A 16618-nucleotide genomic window follows, 5' to 3' on the forward strand; every position below is an offset into this window, starting at 1 on the left:
TCACCTAAATTGCTACTACACGTTAAAATTTACCGACTAAGAACCCTAAATCAGCCACGACCAAATCTGCTCCTTTTAGATGTTCGGCTTGTCCTATCCCTATCACTTGCATACCTGCAGCCCTTGCCGCGTCAATTCCAGCCTGCGCATCTTCCAAGACCAGGCAATCCGCTGTTGCTATCCCCAATGCTTCCGCACCTTTGAGAAATACTTCGGGGTTGGGTTTTGACAACTGAACCGCATTTCCATCAATCAGCGCATCGAAATAACCAACGATTCCTGTTTTCTGGAGAATTCCCAATGCATTCTTACTGGCCGAGCCAAGTGCAATATTAATTTCCTTTTCCCGCAGCTTTTTTAGCAATTCGAGGCTTCCGGAAAGCAAATGGGCTGGACTAAGCTGCTCGATCAGTTCCAGATACCACTGGTTTTTCTGCCGTAGCAAATCTTCCTTTTCCGATTCGGATTTTTCGAGTCCTGCCCATTTCAAAATCAGCTCCAGGGATTCGATACGACTGACCCCTTTCAGCTGCTCGTTGTCAACAATGCTGAACGAATAGCCCAAGCCTTCTGCCAATCTATGCCAAGCTTGAAAATGGTAGATTGCCGTATCCACCAACACACCGTCCAAATCAAATATTACGGCTTTTATAGTATTATAATTAATCATTGAAAAATGAACTATATAGAATTTTAAATTGTGTTAAAACTTAAGTTCAAGCACCTTAGTCTCATAAGCTTCCAATTTCAAGGTATTGTCAGCCGGACTAGTCTCCTGCTTTTGGATAATATCGAAATAGGATTTTACTTTGCTATTTCTTTCCTTAAAGCGATCCAGTTTGATCTCCTTGGCCACATCATTGCAATTCATCACAACCATGACGGTCTGCTGCTCGTTATAACGGAAATAAACATAAATTCCATCCTCCGGTACATATTGCATTGTTTTACCGGTTTGTAAAACAGCATGCTGTTTTCGGTAATTGGCTAAGGTCTGCACATAGCTCCACATATCTTGCTCGGGCTTGGTTCTCCCTTCGGGGTTAAACTTATTCATTTTGTCACCTGCAAAACCACCCTGAAAATCTTCCCGTAATAAGCCATCGGGATTGGAAAAGTTCTTCATCAGAATCTCCGCGCCATAGTACAGTTGTGGGATCCCCCGCGTGGTCATCAGCCAAGCCATGGCTGATTTGTATTTCTGTACATTTTCGCCCACAACGGAGAAAAAACGATCCTTATCGTGGTTATCCAGAAAAAGCACATTGCGCTCAGGCGTGGGGTATTGATAGTCTGAGGCCAAGGTAGAATATAATTTATTCGCGCCTGCGGTCCATTCAGTCTTTTGATTGAGCGCATCACCTATCGCGTAATTGAGCTGAAAATCCGTGACACCCATCAGCTTGGAATCCACCTCTTGACCTACGTGTTTTCCGCCCAGAAAATAAGCCTGGTTAGCTACGCCATGCACCCAAGTCTCGCCAAAAAACGTAAAATTGGGATACTCCTGCTGGATCCGATCGGTCCATTTGGCCATAAAATCAAGGTCATTATAGGGATAGGTATCGATACGGAATCCATCAATTGCCGCAGTCTCTATCCACCAGATGTGACTTTGGGTCAAATAGTTTTGGACATACGGGTTCTGCTCATTCATATCAGGCATGGTCGGAACAAACCAGCCTTTGACCATTTTCTTTTTGTCATCTGCCGAGGCATAGGGATCGAAAACAGTTTGGTCTTTGTAAGACGTCTGTATATAGCTTGGCCATTCATTGAGCCAATCGGACATGGGCTTATCTTTCACCGTCCAATGATAGCTTCCAATATGGTTGGGCACTACGTCAAAAATCAATTTCATCTGACGCTTATGCAGTTGTTCGCCCAATTGCACATAGGTATCGTTGCTGCCAAAGCGCGGATCGATATGATAGGTTTCGGTATTGGCATAGCCATGGTAGGAAGCTTGCGGCATATCGTTGGTCAACACGGGTGTTAACCACAACGATGTCACGCCAAGATCTTGTAAGTAATCCAGCTTACCGATGATCCCCTCCAGATCACCACCGTGACGCAGGTACATCGAATCCCGGTTTAAGCTCATATCCAGCATCCCCTTTACTTGGTCGTTTGCCTTATTGCCGTTTGCAAAACGATCCGGCATAATCAGGTAGATCAAGTCCGCACTGTTCACCCCTTGCGCTTTTACTTTTTGGTCTCTTTGTTTTAATTCATAGCGGTAAGTTAGCTTTTTCTTTCCCTGGCTAAAGGTCAAAGTTGACCAGCCCGGTTTAGCCGAAGCAGTAACCTTGACATCCAAAAATAAATAGTTCGGATTCTCTACCCGGTTGATTTTCACAAGCTCTATCCCCTTATCCTCAATCTGCACATCGGTTTTTCCAATCTCAGGTCCATAGATCACCAGTTGTAGTGTCGGATTTTCCATTCCTACCCACCAGTTTAGGGGTTCTATGCGTTGGATGGATTGCCCCTTTAAGGGGCTCCATCCAAGCACTGTTAGTGCCACCAATACGGTGGTAATCTTTCTATTGCTCTTTAACATAATGTGCTATTTCTTTGTCAGCGTATAGGTATTTGCATTGAAATCCACGACAATATCATAGGTACCTGCACTTGCAACAGTGATATTGGCACCACCAGCTTCCAAGGTTCCATTTGCTCCACCAAAATTAGTTCCCCAATCGTGGTTTTTACGGAATTTGATTTCCCCCGCCGTCAAACTAACGGTCAGCTTCCATACCTGATTGGCGTTGTCGTATTTCATATCCGTATCCGCATCCCAACCTTTCGGTGTGGCACTACCGATAATGCCCCAGCTATGGTCTTTGTATGAAATGGTATTTGTGTTGGTATTGACCTGAAGCTCGAGATTGCCTGTGCGCGGAGCCTTGATGTCCTGACCGCCATTGTAAACTAATTTACCCGGCTCTGTCTCTCCATACGAATTACTCCAATTCCGTTCAGGTGTCAGTTTAAATGTCAATTTTCCTTCTGGAAAATTGATTATTCCCGTATAGATTCCATCGCTCGTCGGCGAAATCAACGATTCGGCATTGGCCTCTACCCAATCTTCGTACGCGCCTATGGCATACAAATAGCTCGTCGAAGCATACGGGCTTGCTTTAAGACTTGCCAAAGCTGAAAACACAGCGGCAATTTTCGTATTGATACTCGACTTGAGGCGAACATCAAAATCAGAAACTGTTCCGGTTGGCACGCCAAGGGAAAGTAGGTACCCATTCAGTTCATTGCCCGTAAATCCCAGGCTTGTCCGGCCATTGGGGATCACCACTTCCTTTACAGTTTTAAAATTATCCCCTTTCAAACCGATCTGCAGCACATTGGTCACAGCAGCTTGAAAGCCAAAGTCAGACTGTACCAGTGTAAGGTGTAACACAGTGTCACTGGCATTATCTTTTGACAGGGTCACCGCGGTTTTATCGAGGGTCAATGTCGCCGGTTTTATGGCATCGTCGCTAGCCAATCTTGCTTGTGTTTCATCTTTTTTACAACTCTGGAAGACCACAAACAAAGTCAGGATCATTCCGATATAGTGTCTAATTTTCATCCCTTTATTTTTTATTTTGGCGTCCGTCAGGCCTATCGATTGCACGTCATGGAATACGATACTGCCCGACACTCCAATATGATACTCAATTAATTATAACCCGGATTTTGAACAAGATTTGAGTTAGCAATCAAATCTGCCGCAGGAATGGGAAATAATACCCGATAGCTTTCCACTGCCTGTCCTGCCAATACACCGCCTTTAAATGGCCATAGGTAATTATCGCCCGTAAATTTTCCATAGCGGATCAAATCAGACCTTCTAAATCCTTCCCAGTATAGTTCCTTAACGCGTTCGTTGAGAATATCGTCCAACGAAAGATTGGTTAAGTTTCCGCTGTTGTTACCATAGGCACGGACACGCAGCTTATTCACATAATCGAGTGCCTTGGCCATCGTACCACCTGTTCCACCACGCAATGTCGCCTCAGCATAAATCAAATTCATCTCAGCGAGGCGGATTAATGGAAAGTCTACAGATGCCACAAAACCTTCTGCGGCGGTAGGTGCCGATCCATCTCTGTTCACATTACGGAATTTGGTCACGGCCAAACCCTGCTTATAGACAGCGATATCTTCAATTTTAACACTTGTATTTAAGTGAAACATCGCACGCTTGTCCGTTGCGCCGGAATAATCACCAAAAATCGTTGCGATATTATCGCGTACGCGGTTACCGGCCCAACCACCTCCGGGAACACCAAAGGAAGTCGGATTCATTGTTGCATCGATAGCAGCATTGATGAGGTAAGTCGTTCCACCTTTACTTTGTGTTTTGGTACCGTCATAGGGCAAGTAGAAAATAAATTCAGGATTGTTGACATCATTATCCGCATAAAATAATTGGCTATAATTCGTGCCCAAGCTATAGCCTGAGTTCAGCACCTTTTCGGCATAGGTAATGGCTTCGCCATATTTTTTATTGCCAGTTCCCAGGTACACCTCGGCATTGAGATACAATCTGGCCAATAATCCCCATGCGGCTACTTGGTCAATACGTCCATAAACGTTCTGTTTGGCTCCTTTCAGTTGATTGGCGACTTCCAGGAGTTCTTTTTCCACATAAGCAAAGAGTTCAGCTCTCTTAATCTGCGGTGGAGACACCTTCCCTACGGGAGTTTCTTCGGTTACAAAGGGAGGATTTCCAAACAGATCAAGCAATACCCAATAGTTATATGCACGCAAAAAGCGAGCTTCGGCACGATAGTAAGCGATTTCGGTTTTATCTGCATCCGAGATGCCGCGGCCGCTCAATTTCGCATCTGTACTTTCTCTTAGAAATTCATTGACGAGCGTAGCACTATAGATACAACGGGTGTAAAGACCGCGGAGCATGGGGTTACTATCATCAAACTTGAGGTAATCCAAACCGCTAACTCCGCCATCATTAAGCCATGCACAAGCGGCCTCGTCTGTTGTCAGTTCCTGTGCATTCCAAAAAAGACGCAAGAAATCCGAAGTACCCGCATCGAGACCACCTAGATCTGTATTGTTTGGCCCCGAGGTACTGGTCATGGTCAATGAACCATATAATCGCGCGAAAGCCATTGTATACCCTTTGAAATCCTTATAGGCTAGATCCGCGGTGACATCATTGGTCGGTTTGAGATCCAAATCCTTATGGCAGCTCGAAAGCGATAGTGCCATTAAACAGACCGTTATATATTTATTTAGTTTTTTCATGTTGTTTATGCTTTAAATCAAATTCTTTCAGTTTAAAAATTGACATTGACTCCGAGTACATAGGTACGTGGTCTAGGATAAAAACGATCATCTATACCATTGGAAATTTCAGGATCCACGCCTTTGTATTTTGAAATCGTAAATACATTTTGCACGGTAGCCGAAATCGAAAGCGTAGCTTTGCTGTTGCGGATAAAATGACCAACCTGATAAGCGACATTAAGGTTATCCATCTTTAAAAAAGAAGCATTTTTGACATAATAATCACTGAGTAACTGTTTTTCTTTGAAATTGGTATTCAAAAAGTCCACAGGTGCATTGTTGATCACCAAAGATGCCTGGTCGATCACATTGTAACTGCTTCCAAAATTGGACGAAACATTATCGTAGACATAGTTGTCCAAATTGGCTCTCAAAGTTGTGCTTGCAGACCATTTTTTGTACGAGTAAGCAGCCGAAAAACCGATCAGATATTTAGGCAAAGGCGATTTATACATGTAACGGTCGCTATCACTGATCACGCCGTCGCCGTTGCGATCCACATACAACCCCTCTACTGGTTTTCCAGCATCATCATATACCTGTTGATAGACCCTAAAGCTATAAGGTGTATACCCCACCATGTGGGCCTGAATATTGTTGCCCGTACCACCACGGATACCACCTGTTTCGATCATAAAACTCGGATCGTCCGATAGCGTCAAATTGGTGACTTTACTTCTGTTATAGGTCAGGTTGATGCCAAGGTCCAAGGTTGAATTTTCCGTTTTAACCGGTAACACATGTAGATTAAATTCAAGACCTTGGTTTTCCATATTACCGACGTTGGTCAGTAGAAAATTGCTAAAGTTGGATCCCACCGCAATCGGAATGGTACTCAATAGGTCCTTGGTTTTCTTCGAATAATAGTCCACGCTACCATAAATGCGATTATCGTTAAAACCAAAATCGATTCCGGCATTATAGGTTGTGGTACTTTCCCAACGGATATCACCATCGTAAACTACCGGCGAGTACAAATAATAATATTCATTGCCAAAACGGTACATCGACTGGTCACCACCTATGGTATAATTAGGCATATAGGAATAATTTGCTATACCATCCTGTTGTCCGGTTTTCCCATAACTCAACCGTAGTTTCAGATCCGAGATCGCGTTGTGATCTTTTAAGAAACCTTCATTTTTTGCTCGCCAGGTAAAGCCCACCGATGGAAAATATCCCCAGCGATTATCGGGACTGAATCGGGAAGATCCGTCCGCCCTTAACGTTCCGGACAGCACATAACGGTTGTCATAGGAATAGATCATCCGTCCATAATAGGAGATCAGCAGATTTTCAGGTTTATCAAAAGGAAGATTCACCGAGGTCAAAATGTCCCCTGCCTCACTGGTGCGATCGAAATTATAGGACTTCGTGCTATTTTTATAATAGCCATAGCCCAAGGTAGCGTCAATATTACTTTTTATAGCTGGCAATTCTTTATCATATTTCAGATAGAATTCCAACACTTTATTGTTGATATCTGACTTATACTGTGTACGTTCCCCTCCTTCATTAAAATTACGCGCCGCAATAGCAGGTGTCAGGGTGTTTCCTTTAGCACGAGCCAAATCATAACTCACATTCAGGTTAGCATGAAGCTCGGGCAAGAAATGCATGCTGTAGTCTAATTTGGCATTTCCCGTGCTCCGAAAGACATCTCCAATATCTTTTCGCAATTCCAGTAATGCCAAAGGGTTTCTGGGCGAATTTGGATTCGGTTTCCCTCCCTGTATCCATTCGTAGTATCCTCCAAAGCTATTTTTATCATCAACATAGACCGGTTGGGTCGGGTCAAACTGTATGGCTGAACCGATAGCGTCCTGCGTTGCGAATTTGGATTTCGACCAAGTTGCGCGTGCGTTTACCTCCAGTTTCAGATGATTATCGAAAAAATTGGGTGTCAAGGCCAGTGAAGTTGCTGTCCTCTTCATGTTGTCATTTTTCAGCACACCATTCTGGTTCATATATCCGACCGAAACACGATAAGGCATCTTGGCAACTTTTGAGGCGATATTGATATTATTATCCGTTGTAAAAGCATTACCATAGATCACATCCTGCCAATCGGTATTCGCTGTTCCCAACAGCTTTTTCATCGCGTCGGTTCCATTTGCATTGACATAATCACGAATCTGATCTGCGGACAATAAATCGACTTTCTTAGCTACTGTCGCCAGTGAATTCTGTGTACTGAAATTGACTTGTGTACCGGCACGGCTACCTTTCTTGGTGGTAATCATAATGACACCATTGGATGCACGCGAACCATAGATTGCTGTTGCATTGGCATCTTTCAGGATAGTAAACGTCTCGATATCATTTGGATTAATCATACTCAAGGGATTGGCAACCCCTGAAATGCCACCACCAGCCAATGGGATTCCATCAACAACAATAAGTGGATCATTGCTGGCGTTTAAGGAAGCTCCCGTCCGGATACGAATTGTGCTTCCTGCTCCTGGCTGTCCGCCACTGGTTGTGATCTGCACGCCCGGTACTTTACCCATTATGAGCTGCTCAGGAGAAGAAATCTGTCCTTTTTGAAAGTCTTTTGATGTTACCGTACTGATCGATCCCGTAAGATCACTTTTCTTTTGTGTACCGTAACCAATAACGACGACCTCCTCTAGGGCACTCGTATTGGATTTAAGGTAGAGGTTTAACGGATTTCGTCCATCGTTCACTTGGATTAGAGTATCCAAGCTCGCATATCCGACCATGCTCACTTTCAGGTGTAATTTCCCCGTTTGCAGTCTATCCAAGCTAAAATCCCCATTCGCATTGGTAGACAGCGATTTTTGAATATCCTCGAAGCGCACTGTGGCACCGACCAAGGAATTTCCTTTCTGGTCCATTACTCGCCCTTGAAGCGTCGCCTGTTGGGCGAATGCCGAAGCACTTACCCCAAGTAACATGTTCAGAGCCCAAAATGGACGTAATAGCTGTTTGTTCATAAAATAACCGTTTATTTATTTAGTTTTGTTTTGCTTATCAATTGGTATTGCCCTGGTAAAAGGCTCAGTTTTGACTGGCCGGACCAGTTGAGCTCTTTCCCCGTAAAATTATCCACCCACTGTCCCTTTAATGTTTGTGGCAATGCAAACTCCGCATCTTCTACTCCGAAATTGCCAAGTACCCCTACTTGTTGCCCATCTTTTTCCAGCACAAAATATTTCACCGCATCTTTTACACCTGCGGCAGTGATATTTCCATTTTGAAAGATGTTATTTTGCGTTTTAAAACGTGTGAGTTTGGCATAGGTCTCAAAGAGCTGCCTACGCGCTTCTTGTTGCAGATAATTCCATAAAAGCGGTTTTTCACCCGTACGTCCATTTTCGTCGATAGACACATCATAGCCATATTCACCAAACTGCCAGATCATCTTTGGCCCCGGTGAAGCCAATAAAAACAGGGCCGCCAATTCCATACGTTTGAGCGCTGTACTCAAGTTTTTGATGTTATAACTGCCTGATGAATTCCCATAATTTAGGCATTTGAACAACAGCCGTTGTTCGTCGTGACTTTCCATATAGGATACAAAAGAAGGCTGCGCCATACCGTGGCTGGTGGCAAACAATCTGCCCAGATCTGATCCATTATTTGCATTCCATCCCATTGCTGCTTCATTGAAGACAGTGTTCATATTATTCCAGAGCAGCATGCCCGATTGTGCCAGCTCCATTTCTTCCTGATCTCCACCAAGATGTTCAAGAATAATATAACAGGAAGGATCTATGCGATGAACATGCTGCTGGTATTGCTTCAAAATGGCCACACGGGATGCATCATAGGCATTCCAGGCGCTGAGGTCATTTTCCGAAGTCCCGGAATTTTTCTGCGTGAATCCTTTGGACAAGTCAAATCGAAAACCATCAATTTTATACTCTTGCATCCAATAGGTCAACACATCCTTGACAAAGGTTTGGGTATAGCTACTTTCATGGTTGAAGTCGAAACCGACATTGAACGGATGTCTAGCGACGGTATTGAACCAAGGGCTATTCCCAGCGACATTGCCCTGTTCAAAATAGAGCTGTACGAGTGGGGACTGACCAAAAGCATGATTAAATACAACGTCCAAAATCACGGCAATACCGTTTTCATGACAAGCATCCACATAGGCTTTCAAGTCATTTTTCAATCCATAATATTTATCCAGAGCACGATGGAAAGAAGGATTATAACCCCAAGTCGAATTTCCCTCCGATTCCTGGACAGGCATCAATTCAACCGCATTAACCCCTAAGCGTTTTAAATAAGCTAGGGAGTCTTTTAGTGTGGTGTACCGATGCTGTTTGACAAAATCACGGACTAACAATTCATAAATCACCAGATTACCTTGCGCAGGTTTAGTAAATGAGCTGTTTTTCCAAGAATAAGGCTTTTCTGCGAGATCCAATACCCCCACAATTCCGTGCGCTGCTGCCGGATAAGCTGGCAGAACATTGCTTGTCAGACCCAAGGCCGGATCATTTTGTGGATCGAGAATCAGTTCGGCATAGGGGTCAGCAATATAAAGTTGACCATCGACCAAAAACTCATAAGTATATTTTTGAGCGAAATCCAGATTAGATAAAGTCACCCACCAGGTTTTACCATCCGGTGTCTGACTCATCGCATAGGCTGGCAATGCTTTATAACCGTTAAAATCCCCCAATAGATACACACTGTTTTTCAAGGGGGCAGTCAATGCGAAACTGACTTGTCCTTTTTCCTTATTGATTGTCGTCCCGTTGGGATTAACGCCTCTTGGAAGCGCCGCAATGGCCGGTTTTGCCTGTACAAGTAATGTGATTTTAGTCGTAGCGACCTGGCCACCGATTTCCAGACGTGCCTCAAGCTCATGCAGCCCATTGCTTTGTAAGCTGACGGATTTTTCCAACGACAGCGCAGCAGTAGATTCTGCTAGTTGCTGGCCATTGTCCCAGATACTGATTTTTCCGGACCGCGTTGCCTGAACTTCAAGCTTCAAATCTTCGCCAACGACATACATATGCTCGGTTGTAATCGGATCAGTGGGTTGCAGCGTAGGTGACACAAATCGAATCGCCTGCCCATTGCTCGCCACAAGAGGCAGAAATAAATCTGAATTATTTTGGTTTCGTTGGATCAGCGATCCATCGCCATTGCGTACCAAAAATGCCAGCTGGCCAAAGGCCTCAGCGTTGCTCAGGTTAAAGAATTTGGCGGGAGTAAATGTGAATGAATAAAGTCCAGCCGCGATAAACTTCAATTTGTAGGCATTGTCGTTCGTTGACCAGTCTGTCACCACGTGTTGCCAGTTCCCACCATTGATAGGGATCAATCCAGCGTGTAGGTATAGATCTGCTGTACTGCCTTTTAACGCCGCATTTCCTTTTGAAAAATCAAATTGCAGTGTAATTTCCCTATCCCAGAAGAGGAATGGAGAAGAAAGATTGACGAGGCCGGTCTCCTGCCGTTCAGTCACAGGCGGCTGTTCAATATCAACAATATCTTTTTTATTTGCACATGATGCTAATAGGACGACCATCCAAAGATACCCTATTAAACGCGTGATATGCTTCCCCATCGATAACTAGTTTTCATTGGAAATTGACAATGGGAACGTTCCCGAAATCAAGGTAAAAAGAAATCGCCTATTGCGATTTTCTGGATTTCCCCTTCCAATATTTTATACAAATTGATTATTTAAACATTTTCGGGAATGTTCCCGAAAGTAATCAAAGCTAAATAATGGGATGACAAAAAACAAATATTTTTTTTCTTATTTCAGGCTGGATTTTTGAAAAATAAGCTGGGAATCAAGATAAACCGAATTAGCAAACTTATCACTAGTTGGATCATCCATCTTATCTAAGAGGTATTTTGTTACTAATTCGCCCATTTCATAGGCCGGTTGTTTCACCACGCTGAGTGCTGGATCAATGAGATCGGCGATATCCAGACAGGAAAAACAAATAATCTTGAGATCTTCCGGAATCCGTATCCCCTGCTGCTTGGCAACGCGGATACTGGAAATCGCCAAGCGCTCAACAGAAGCAAATATGGCATCTGGTTTCTCCCTTTCGATCAAGGCGGCGATATCCCGCATATTTTGTTCCGCATCGTTAACAGTATCCAAGATCAGTTCCGGATGGATCGTCATTCCAGCTTCCAGCAAAGCTTTCTCGTACCCGTTTTTACGGACCTTACCAATAGAAACATTGGGATTGATGGCGAGGTAAGCAATCCGTTTGCAGGCATTCGTAATCAAATGCTTCGTTGCGAGATAAGCCGAATCAAAGTCATTTCCCGTAATGTAGCCCCCTTTCCAGTCGTCATATGCGCGGTCAAAAAACATCACCGGAATACCTCGTTCTTCCAGCAACTGGATATGGGAGTGATCTTTTCCTTCACCTGAAGCCGAGATGATAACACCATCCACCCGCCCATTTGCTAAGGAACGAATGATAGAGGCTTCATTCTGCACCTGATGATCAGTCACGTAAATCAAGGTATGGTAGCCCTTTGACCGCGCCACAGCTTCAATGCCCTTGATGGCCTGTGAAAAAAACTTATTGCCAAATTCGGGGATAATAATCGCAATAGTCAGGCTTTTGTTCGCTTTGAGGCTACTTGCATAAACATTTGGCGAAAACCCTATTTCTTCGGCCATAGCCAAAATACGAGCTTTCGTAGCCGGATTAATATCGACGTTATCCCGAAATGCACGGGAGACGGTGGACTTTGACAAGCCTAGTCTTTTGGCCAAATCTACTATTGTTAATTGAGACATATCGGGGTTCCCTCTGCTGTTCGTATTTAATAATTGCTTAATACAAATAAAGCAATTATCTCTCCAGAATAACAAATTTTCTTTTTTGTTCCCGCTGTTTTAAATCAGCTAGTCATGTATTTTTTTATCACCGTATAAGAAAAGCAATCTAGTGATCAAACATTGTAAATGATTATTCCAATATGCTAGCTTTCATCATCTTTCCGCCATCAGACAACTTGCCTATTTCGGCCAGTCAAAAACTAGTTTTACCTAATACCATTTTCATACTTTACTCGCTGTTTGTTCGGTACTAATTCGGTATTTGTTCGGTACTACTTCGGTTGGAACCGAATAAGCAACGACTAAGTTCCGAAGAAAAAACGTCTATTATACGAAAGAATGTTGAAGTTGATAGCTAGAAAATATAAGGTCAAACTTGTCAAGTATGCGATTCAATGTCTATAACATGTTGCTGTCTAAGATAGGGTAATACAGGTCTGTATTGTGGTAGAAATATTGATCAATAAACAAAACAGGCTTGACAAAACAATCTTGTCAAGCCTGAGTCGAAAATTTACAGCAAAGACTAGAATTTTCTAAAATCCCATTCACCGCGATAGGGTCGGCTGCGCATGAGATTAGCATAGTCATTGTCGAACTGTTCTTTTTTTGGATTCCATTTCAAATCCTTTTGAAGTTCATAAGCAATATTAATGGCATTGCACACTGAGCTCGTCCGGTGGCCTATTTCCACATCACAGATAGGCTTGCTTCTTTTTTTAATCGCATCAACCCAGTCCTGATAGTGATTATCGCTATAATACAGACGACGATCTGCAGATGTCAATTTAAGATTGGCCAAATTTTCCGGATTCGAGCGGATAAATTCTCTGCTTACTTCAATCTTACCTTTTTCACCGATAAACTGAATCGCATTATGTACTCCCCATTGCACATGATTTACCTTAACACCATTTGCGTAGCTAAAGGAAAGCCCCGTGTTGCTATTGGCTTCTTTGGGTGGATTAAAATGAACTGGGCCAGATTCGTCCATGCCCAATGCCCATTGGACGATGTCAAACATATGCGCCCCCCAATCGGTGATATAACCACCGCCAAAATCGCGATAGCCGCGCCACCATGCCCATTTATCATCTTCCAATGGCGGACTTAAGATTGGGTTGTATCCCCTATAGGGTGAAGGTCCTACCCACATATCCCAGTCGAGATAGTCGGGTGCTGGCATGGATGGAAGATCACATTGCTTGACCGGCTCGCCAACAGATACGTTGATTTCCTTTATTTTACCGATATAACCGTTGAGAACCAGTTCTGCGGCCTGTCTAAAATTGTACGACGAGCGCTGCATGCTACCTGTTTGAAATACACGTTTATATTTGCGGGTTGCATCGACCATTGCCCGACCTTCGGCAATGGTAAGCGCAAGAGGTTTCTCACAATAGATATCCTTTCCAGCTTTAGCAGCATCGACCGCAATCTGTGCATGCCAATGATCCGGCGTCGCGATGACAACCGCATCAATATCTTTTCGACCCAACAGTTCCCGATAATGGTTATATGCTTTTATATCGACCTGTGCCTTTGATAGTTCCGTTTGTTTTTTTGTTGTTGCAGCAATAAATGCAGTCAATTTGTTACGATCTACATCACATGCAGCCAGACTGGCGATTTCCTTACAGCGATTGAGGCCATTCATTAAGGTATAGGATTGTTTTCCTACACCAATAAAGCCAAGATTGATCCGATCGCTTGGTGCAAGGAATCCATTTCCCCCCAACACAACACGAGGGACAATTGTAAAAGCCAAAGAGGATACAATCCCCTTGGCTATAAATTCTCTTCTTTTCATTCTTTGTTTATAATTTATTTTCTGTTCGTCTTTACCGGCACTTTTTAGGCCTTTGACGGCAAAATGGTTTAGCTATAAATGATTTATTCAGGTTTTCCTAAAGATAGTTTATTCTTGAATCGGAACCAAGGTAATCGACGCAATCTCCGGTAGAATATCGCCTTCTATGGTCGTAGCTTGCAAAATTACCTTTGTACTGGGCTCGCCAATCACTTGCTGAGACACTTCTATGGTCCCCATACTCACTTCCTTAAATTTAGTTTCTTGTTCAGCTATAAATTCCCATGGCAGTTGCTGGCCGAGCATCGAGAGCATAATTTTTCCTCGATGCTTGTTGTTGGGCAGATAATTAATGAGCACCTTATACTTACCGGGTTTTTGAATTTTGATATCCCAAAATATCCTGTCCTGAAGATCTTTCCATTGGCCGATAGCGTTTGGACGATTGGGATCATGGGTATGTGCGCCAATTATTTTCAACCCCTTCCCTTCCTGTAGTTTTGCATTATTTGCGTTCATTACAATACGCCCATCTGCCTGTGTCTGGGTCAGACTCTCCTCAACAATTGGTTTTCCCTGTATTTCAACAACAATAACTTTCGGGCCTTTACCTTTATCAAAGGTATCGACAGGAATTACAGGTTTTCCATTCTCCGAAGCAGGTTTTACTTTCGTTTTGGGCGAAGCCAAAGTATAAACAGCTGTCACCTGGTTTTTGATAGGCAGATCTATTTTTCCACTGGCAGGGCGGTCAAAGATATGCAGGTATAATTTACCATTCTTTTGAGTGCAATAGCCCCAATCCAGGGCCTGAAAAGGACTGGCCGTTGTTCCGTATATCGCTTCACTATTGATCTTCATCCAATCACCGATCTGTTCCATAATCCGCACCGCAGGTTCGGGAATTGCTCCATCTCCATCCGGCCCGACATTCAACAGAAAATTGCCGCCTTTACTCACCGTTTCTACAAATAATTGCATGATCTTGGGAAAGCTTTTCCAGTTTTGATCGTGAGCACTGTAACCATAACTTTCATTCATGGTATGGCTCACCTCCCAATACATACCAGGTAGACCTGTCGGTGGAATATATTTCTCCGGAGTTCCGATATCACCGTTCTTATTTTCAAGTCCATTCCAAAATCGATTATTGATAATAATGTTGGGCTGCCATTTGATCAGATCTGTCAAAATATGTTTTGTGCCCCAGGCTTCGCCCTCATGCTGTTTGCTACTGAAATCGGGCCATAACATATCCAAACGCCCATAATGTTGGGCAAGCTCTTTAATTTGACCATAGAGATAGGCTTTATACCGTTCATGATCAGGTTGATGGTTATCCGTATTCGGATTTAACTGAAATGCCTCATAAGAATCGGGATGCTGCCAATCCAACAGCGAATAATAGGCTCCCACTTTCATTCCCTCCTGGCGGAAAGCTTCCATAATTTCGCGGTAAAGATCTCTTCCCTTTGGCGATAAATTTGGCGTACCCGTTACATCATTTTTCAGGGCATAAGGCTGTTGGCTATTGAATAGACTAAAACCTTCGTGGTGTCGGGAGGTCAGCACCATATACTTCATTCCCGTTTTTTTTGCAAGACGCGCCCAAGAGTGTGGATCAAAAGAACGTAATGTGAATTTTGGTTTCAGCACTTCAGCATACTGCTTGCTAGGAATTTTACCCCAAGTCTGAATCCATTCGGCATAATGTTGTGGGTATTGCTTTCCTTCAAAAGAACCTCCTGCGGCACTGTATAAGCCCCAATGGATGAATAGTCCAAAACGGGCTTCCTTAAACCATTCCATGCGCTTATTTTGAGTCTCTTGCCAACCAGCCACACCTTCATAAGGTGGCGACTTGGTCTGTGAAATTGCGCCCTCAGTCATGCACAGCAACATTCCCACCGCTGCTGCACACTTCCACTTAAAAAAATTGATTTTCATCATGATATAGATTTATACATAAAAGTTCATTCATTCGGATGACAAACCATCGCCGATTAGAAACCCAAAGTTTTAATTTCCGTCTGGATAGCAGCATATGCTTTGCTTGCATCTTCCATTGGAATTCCCTTGGATAGTCCAGGTCGTTTATGACCTGCAAAAGTCAACCATGCGTCTTTCATAATTGTCTGCCTTTTTAAAACGAGCGCATATAATTGCAAAAGTTTTGGCTTATTGTGCAAATTGTCGTCCCATGTGCTTTCAAGCGGAAAGTCAGGTATCAGGTGCTGCACAATTTCCTTTGCCATCAGCCAATGGCCCAGTTCTCCAGGGTGTACCCCATCTGCTGCCAGTTTAAATTGAGCATCTTTCTCGATCTTGGCTTCCAAATAACGACGCATGGGAAAATGGAGGTCGATAATTTCCCAGGACTGCTTTCTGGCATAGCCGATAAGCCATTCGGCGTAGCGATCCAATACTTTATTATAGCCATTGAGTCGAAGCTGCGGATCATCATGTACAGGAGGAGTCATCCATATTATGCGTTTGACGCCCTGATCAACCAAGCGTTTGTGTAGGCGGATAATTCCATCTTTATAAGCTTCAAAACGGGCGGAATCAAAAGGAAGATAAATGCCGTCATTCATGCCATAACAGACGAAAACAACCTCAGGCTTGATTTTATCAAGCACGCTGGCCAAACGATCAAATAGACAAGGTCGTGGAAATTTTCCATCGGCATGATT

At 43.5% G+C, this 16618-nt stretch carries 10 protein-coding genes; all 10 read right to left on the bottom strand.

Going from position 1 to position 16618, the window contains the following annotated elements; translation table 11 throughout:
- Positions 1-22 precede the first annotated feature (22 nt).
- Positions 23-670, bottom strand: a complete 648-nt coding sequence (gene pgmB / locus B4G94_RS12425) for a beta-phosphoglucomutase (protein ID WP_286859188.1) — start codon at positions 668-670, stop codon at positions 23-25.
- A 33-nt stretch (positions 671-703) separates the two neighbouring features.
- Positions 704-2563 (bottom strand): glycoside hydrolase family 13 protein, encoded by a 1860-nt coding sequence (locus tag B4G94_RS12430; protein ID WP_286859189.1) that lies wholly within the window; start codon positions 2561-2563, stop codon positions 704-706.
- Between the two features lie 6 nt (positions 2564-2569).
- Positions 2570-3589: a SusE domain-containing protein gene (locus B4G94_RS12435; RefSeq protein WP_286859191.1), complete on the bottom strand. Its 1020-nt coding sequence runs from the start codon at positions 3587-3589 to the stop codon at positions 2570-2572.
- A gap of 89 nt (positions 3590-3678) precedes the next feature.
- Positions 3679-5271: a RagB/SusD family nutrient uptake outer membrane protein gene (locus tag B4G94_RS12440; RefSeq protein WP_286859192.1), complete on the bottom strand. Its 1593-nt coding sequence runs from the start codon at positions 5269-5271 to the stop codon at positions 3679-3681.
- A gap of 32 nt (positions 5272-5303) precedes the next feature.
- On the bottom strand, positions 5304-8270 hold the full coding sequence (locus tag B4G94_RS12445; RefSeq protein WP_286859193.1) for a SusC/RagA family TonB-linked outer membrane protein: 2967 nt from the start codon (positions 8268-8270) through the stop codon (positions 5304-5306).
- A gap of 11 nt (positions 8271-8281) precedes the next feature.
- Positions 8282-10867 (bottom strand): alpha-amylase family glycosyl hydrolase, encoded by a 2586-nt coding sequence (locus B4G94_RS12450; RefSeq protein ID WP_286859195.1) that lies wholly within the window; start codon positions 10865-10867, stop codon positions 8282-8284.
- A 195-nt stretch (positions 10868-11062) separates the two neighbouring features.
- Positions 11063-12073, bottom strand: a complete 1011-nt coding sequence (locus B4G94_RS12455) for a LacI family DNA-binding transcriptional regulator (protein ID WP_286859196.1) — start codon at positions 12071-12073, stop codon at positions 11063-11065.
- A gap of 568 nt (positions 12074-12641) precedes the next feature.
- A complete protein-coding gene (locus B4G94_RS12460) occupies positions 12642-13925 on the bottom strand; it encodes a Gfo/Idh/MocA family protein (protein WP_286859198.1) in 1284 nt (427 codons plus the stop codon).
- Between the two features lie 108 nt (positions 13926-14033).
- On the bottom strand, positions 14034-15875 hold the full coding sequence (locus tag B4G94_RS12465) for an alpha-L-fucosidase (RefSeq protein ID WP_286859199.1): 1842 nt from the start codon (positions 15873-15875) through the stop codon (positions 14034-14036).
- 53 nt (positions 15876-15928) lie between these two features.
- The coding region (locus tag B4G94_RS12470; protein WP_286859200.1) for an SGNH/GDSL hydrolase family protein at positions 15929-16618 on the bottom strand (690 nt) is incomplete at its 5' end.

The sequence above is a fragment of the Sphingobacterium sp. UBA7625 genome (assembly GCF_002484085.1).
Lineage (GTDB): Bacteria > Bacteroidota > Bacteroidia > Sphingobacteriales > Sphingobacteriaceae > Sphingobacterium > Sphingobacterium athyrii.

Bases quoted from the DNA above. Each gene is read 5' to 3' on its own strand.
- B4G94_RS12440 (WP_286859192.1), bottom strand. From the start codon at position 5,271: ATGAAAAAACTAAATAAATATATAACGGTCTGTTTAATGGCACTATCG.
- B4G94_RS12450 (WP_286859195.1), bottom strand. From the start codon at position 10,867: ATGGGGAAGCATATCACGCGTTTAATAGGGTATCTTTGGATGGTCGTC.
- B4G94_RS12435 (WP_286859191.1), bottom strand. From the start codon at position 3,589: ATGAAAATTAGACACTATATCGGAATGATCCTGACTTTGTTTGTGGTC.
- B4G94_RS12460 (WP_286859198.1), bottom strand. From the start codon at position 13,925: ATGAAAAGAAGAGAATTTATAGCCAAGGGGATTGTATCCTCTTTGGCT.
- B4G94_RS12430 (WP_286859189.1), bottom strand. From the start codon at position 2,563: ATGTTAAAGAGCAATAGAAAGATTACCACCGTATTGGTGGCACTAACA.
- B4G94_RS12465 (WP_286859199.1), bottom strand. From the start codon at position 15,875: ATGATGAAAATCAATTTTTTTAAGTGGAAGTGTGCAGCAGCGGTGGGA.
- pgmB (WP_286859188.1), bottom strand. From the start codon at position 670: ATGATTAATTATAATACTATAAAAGCCGTAATATTTGATTTGGACGGT.
- B4G94_RS12455 (WP_286859196.1), bottom strand. From the start codon at position 12,073: ATGTCTCAATTAACAATAGTAGATTTGGCCAAAAGACTAGGCTTGTCA.
- B4G94_RS12445 (WP_286859193.1), bottom strand. From the start codon at position 8,270: ATGAACAAACAGCTATTACGTCCATTTTGGGCTCTGAACATGTTACTT.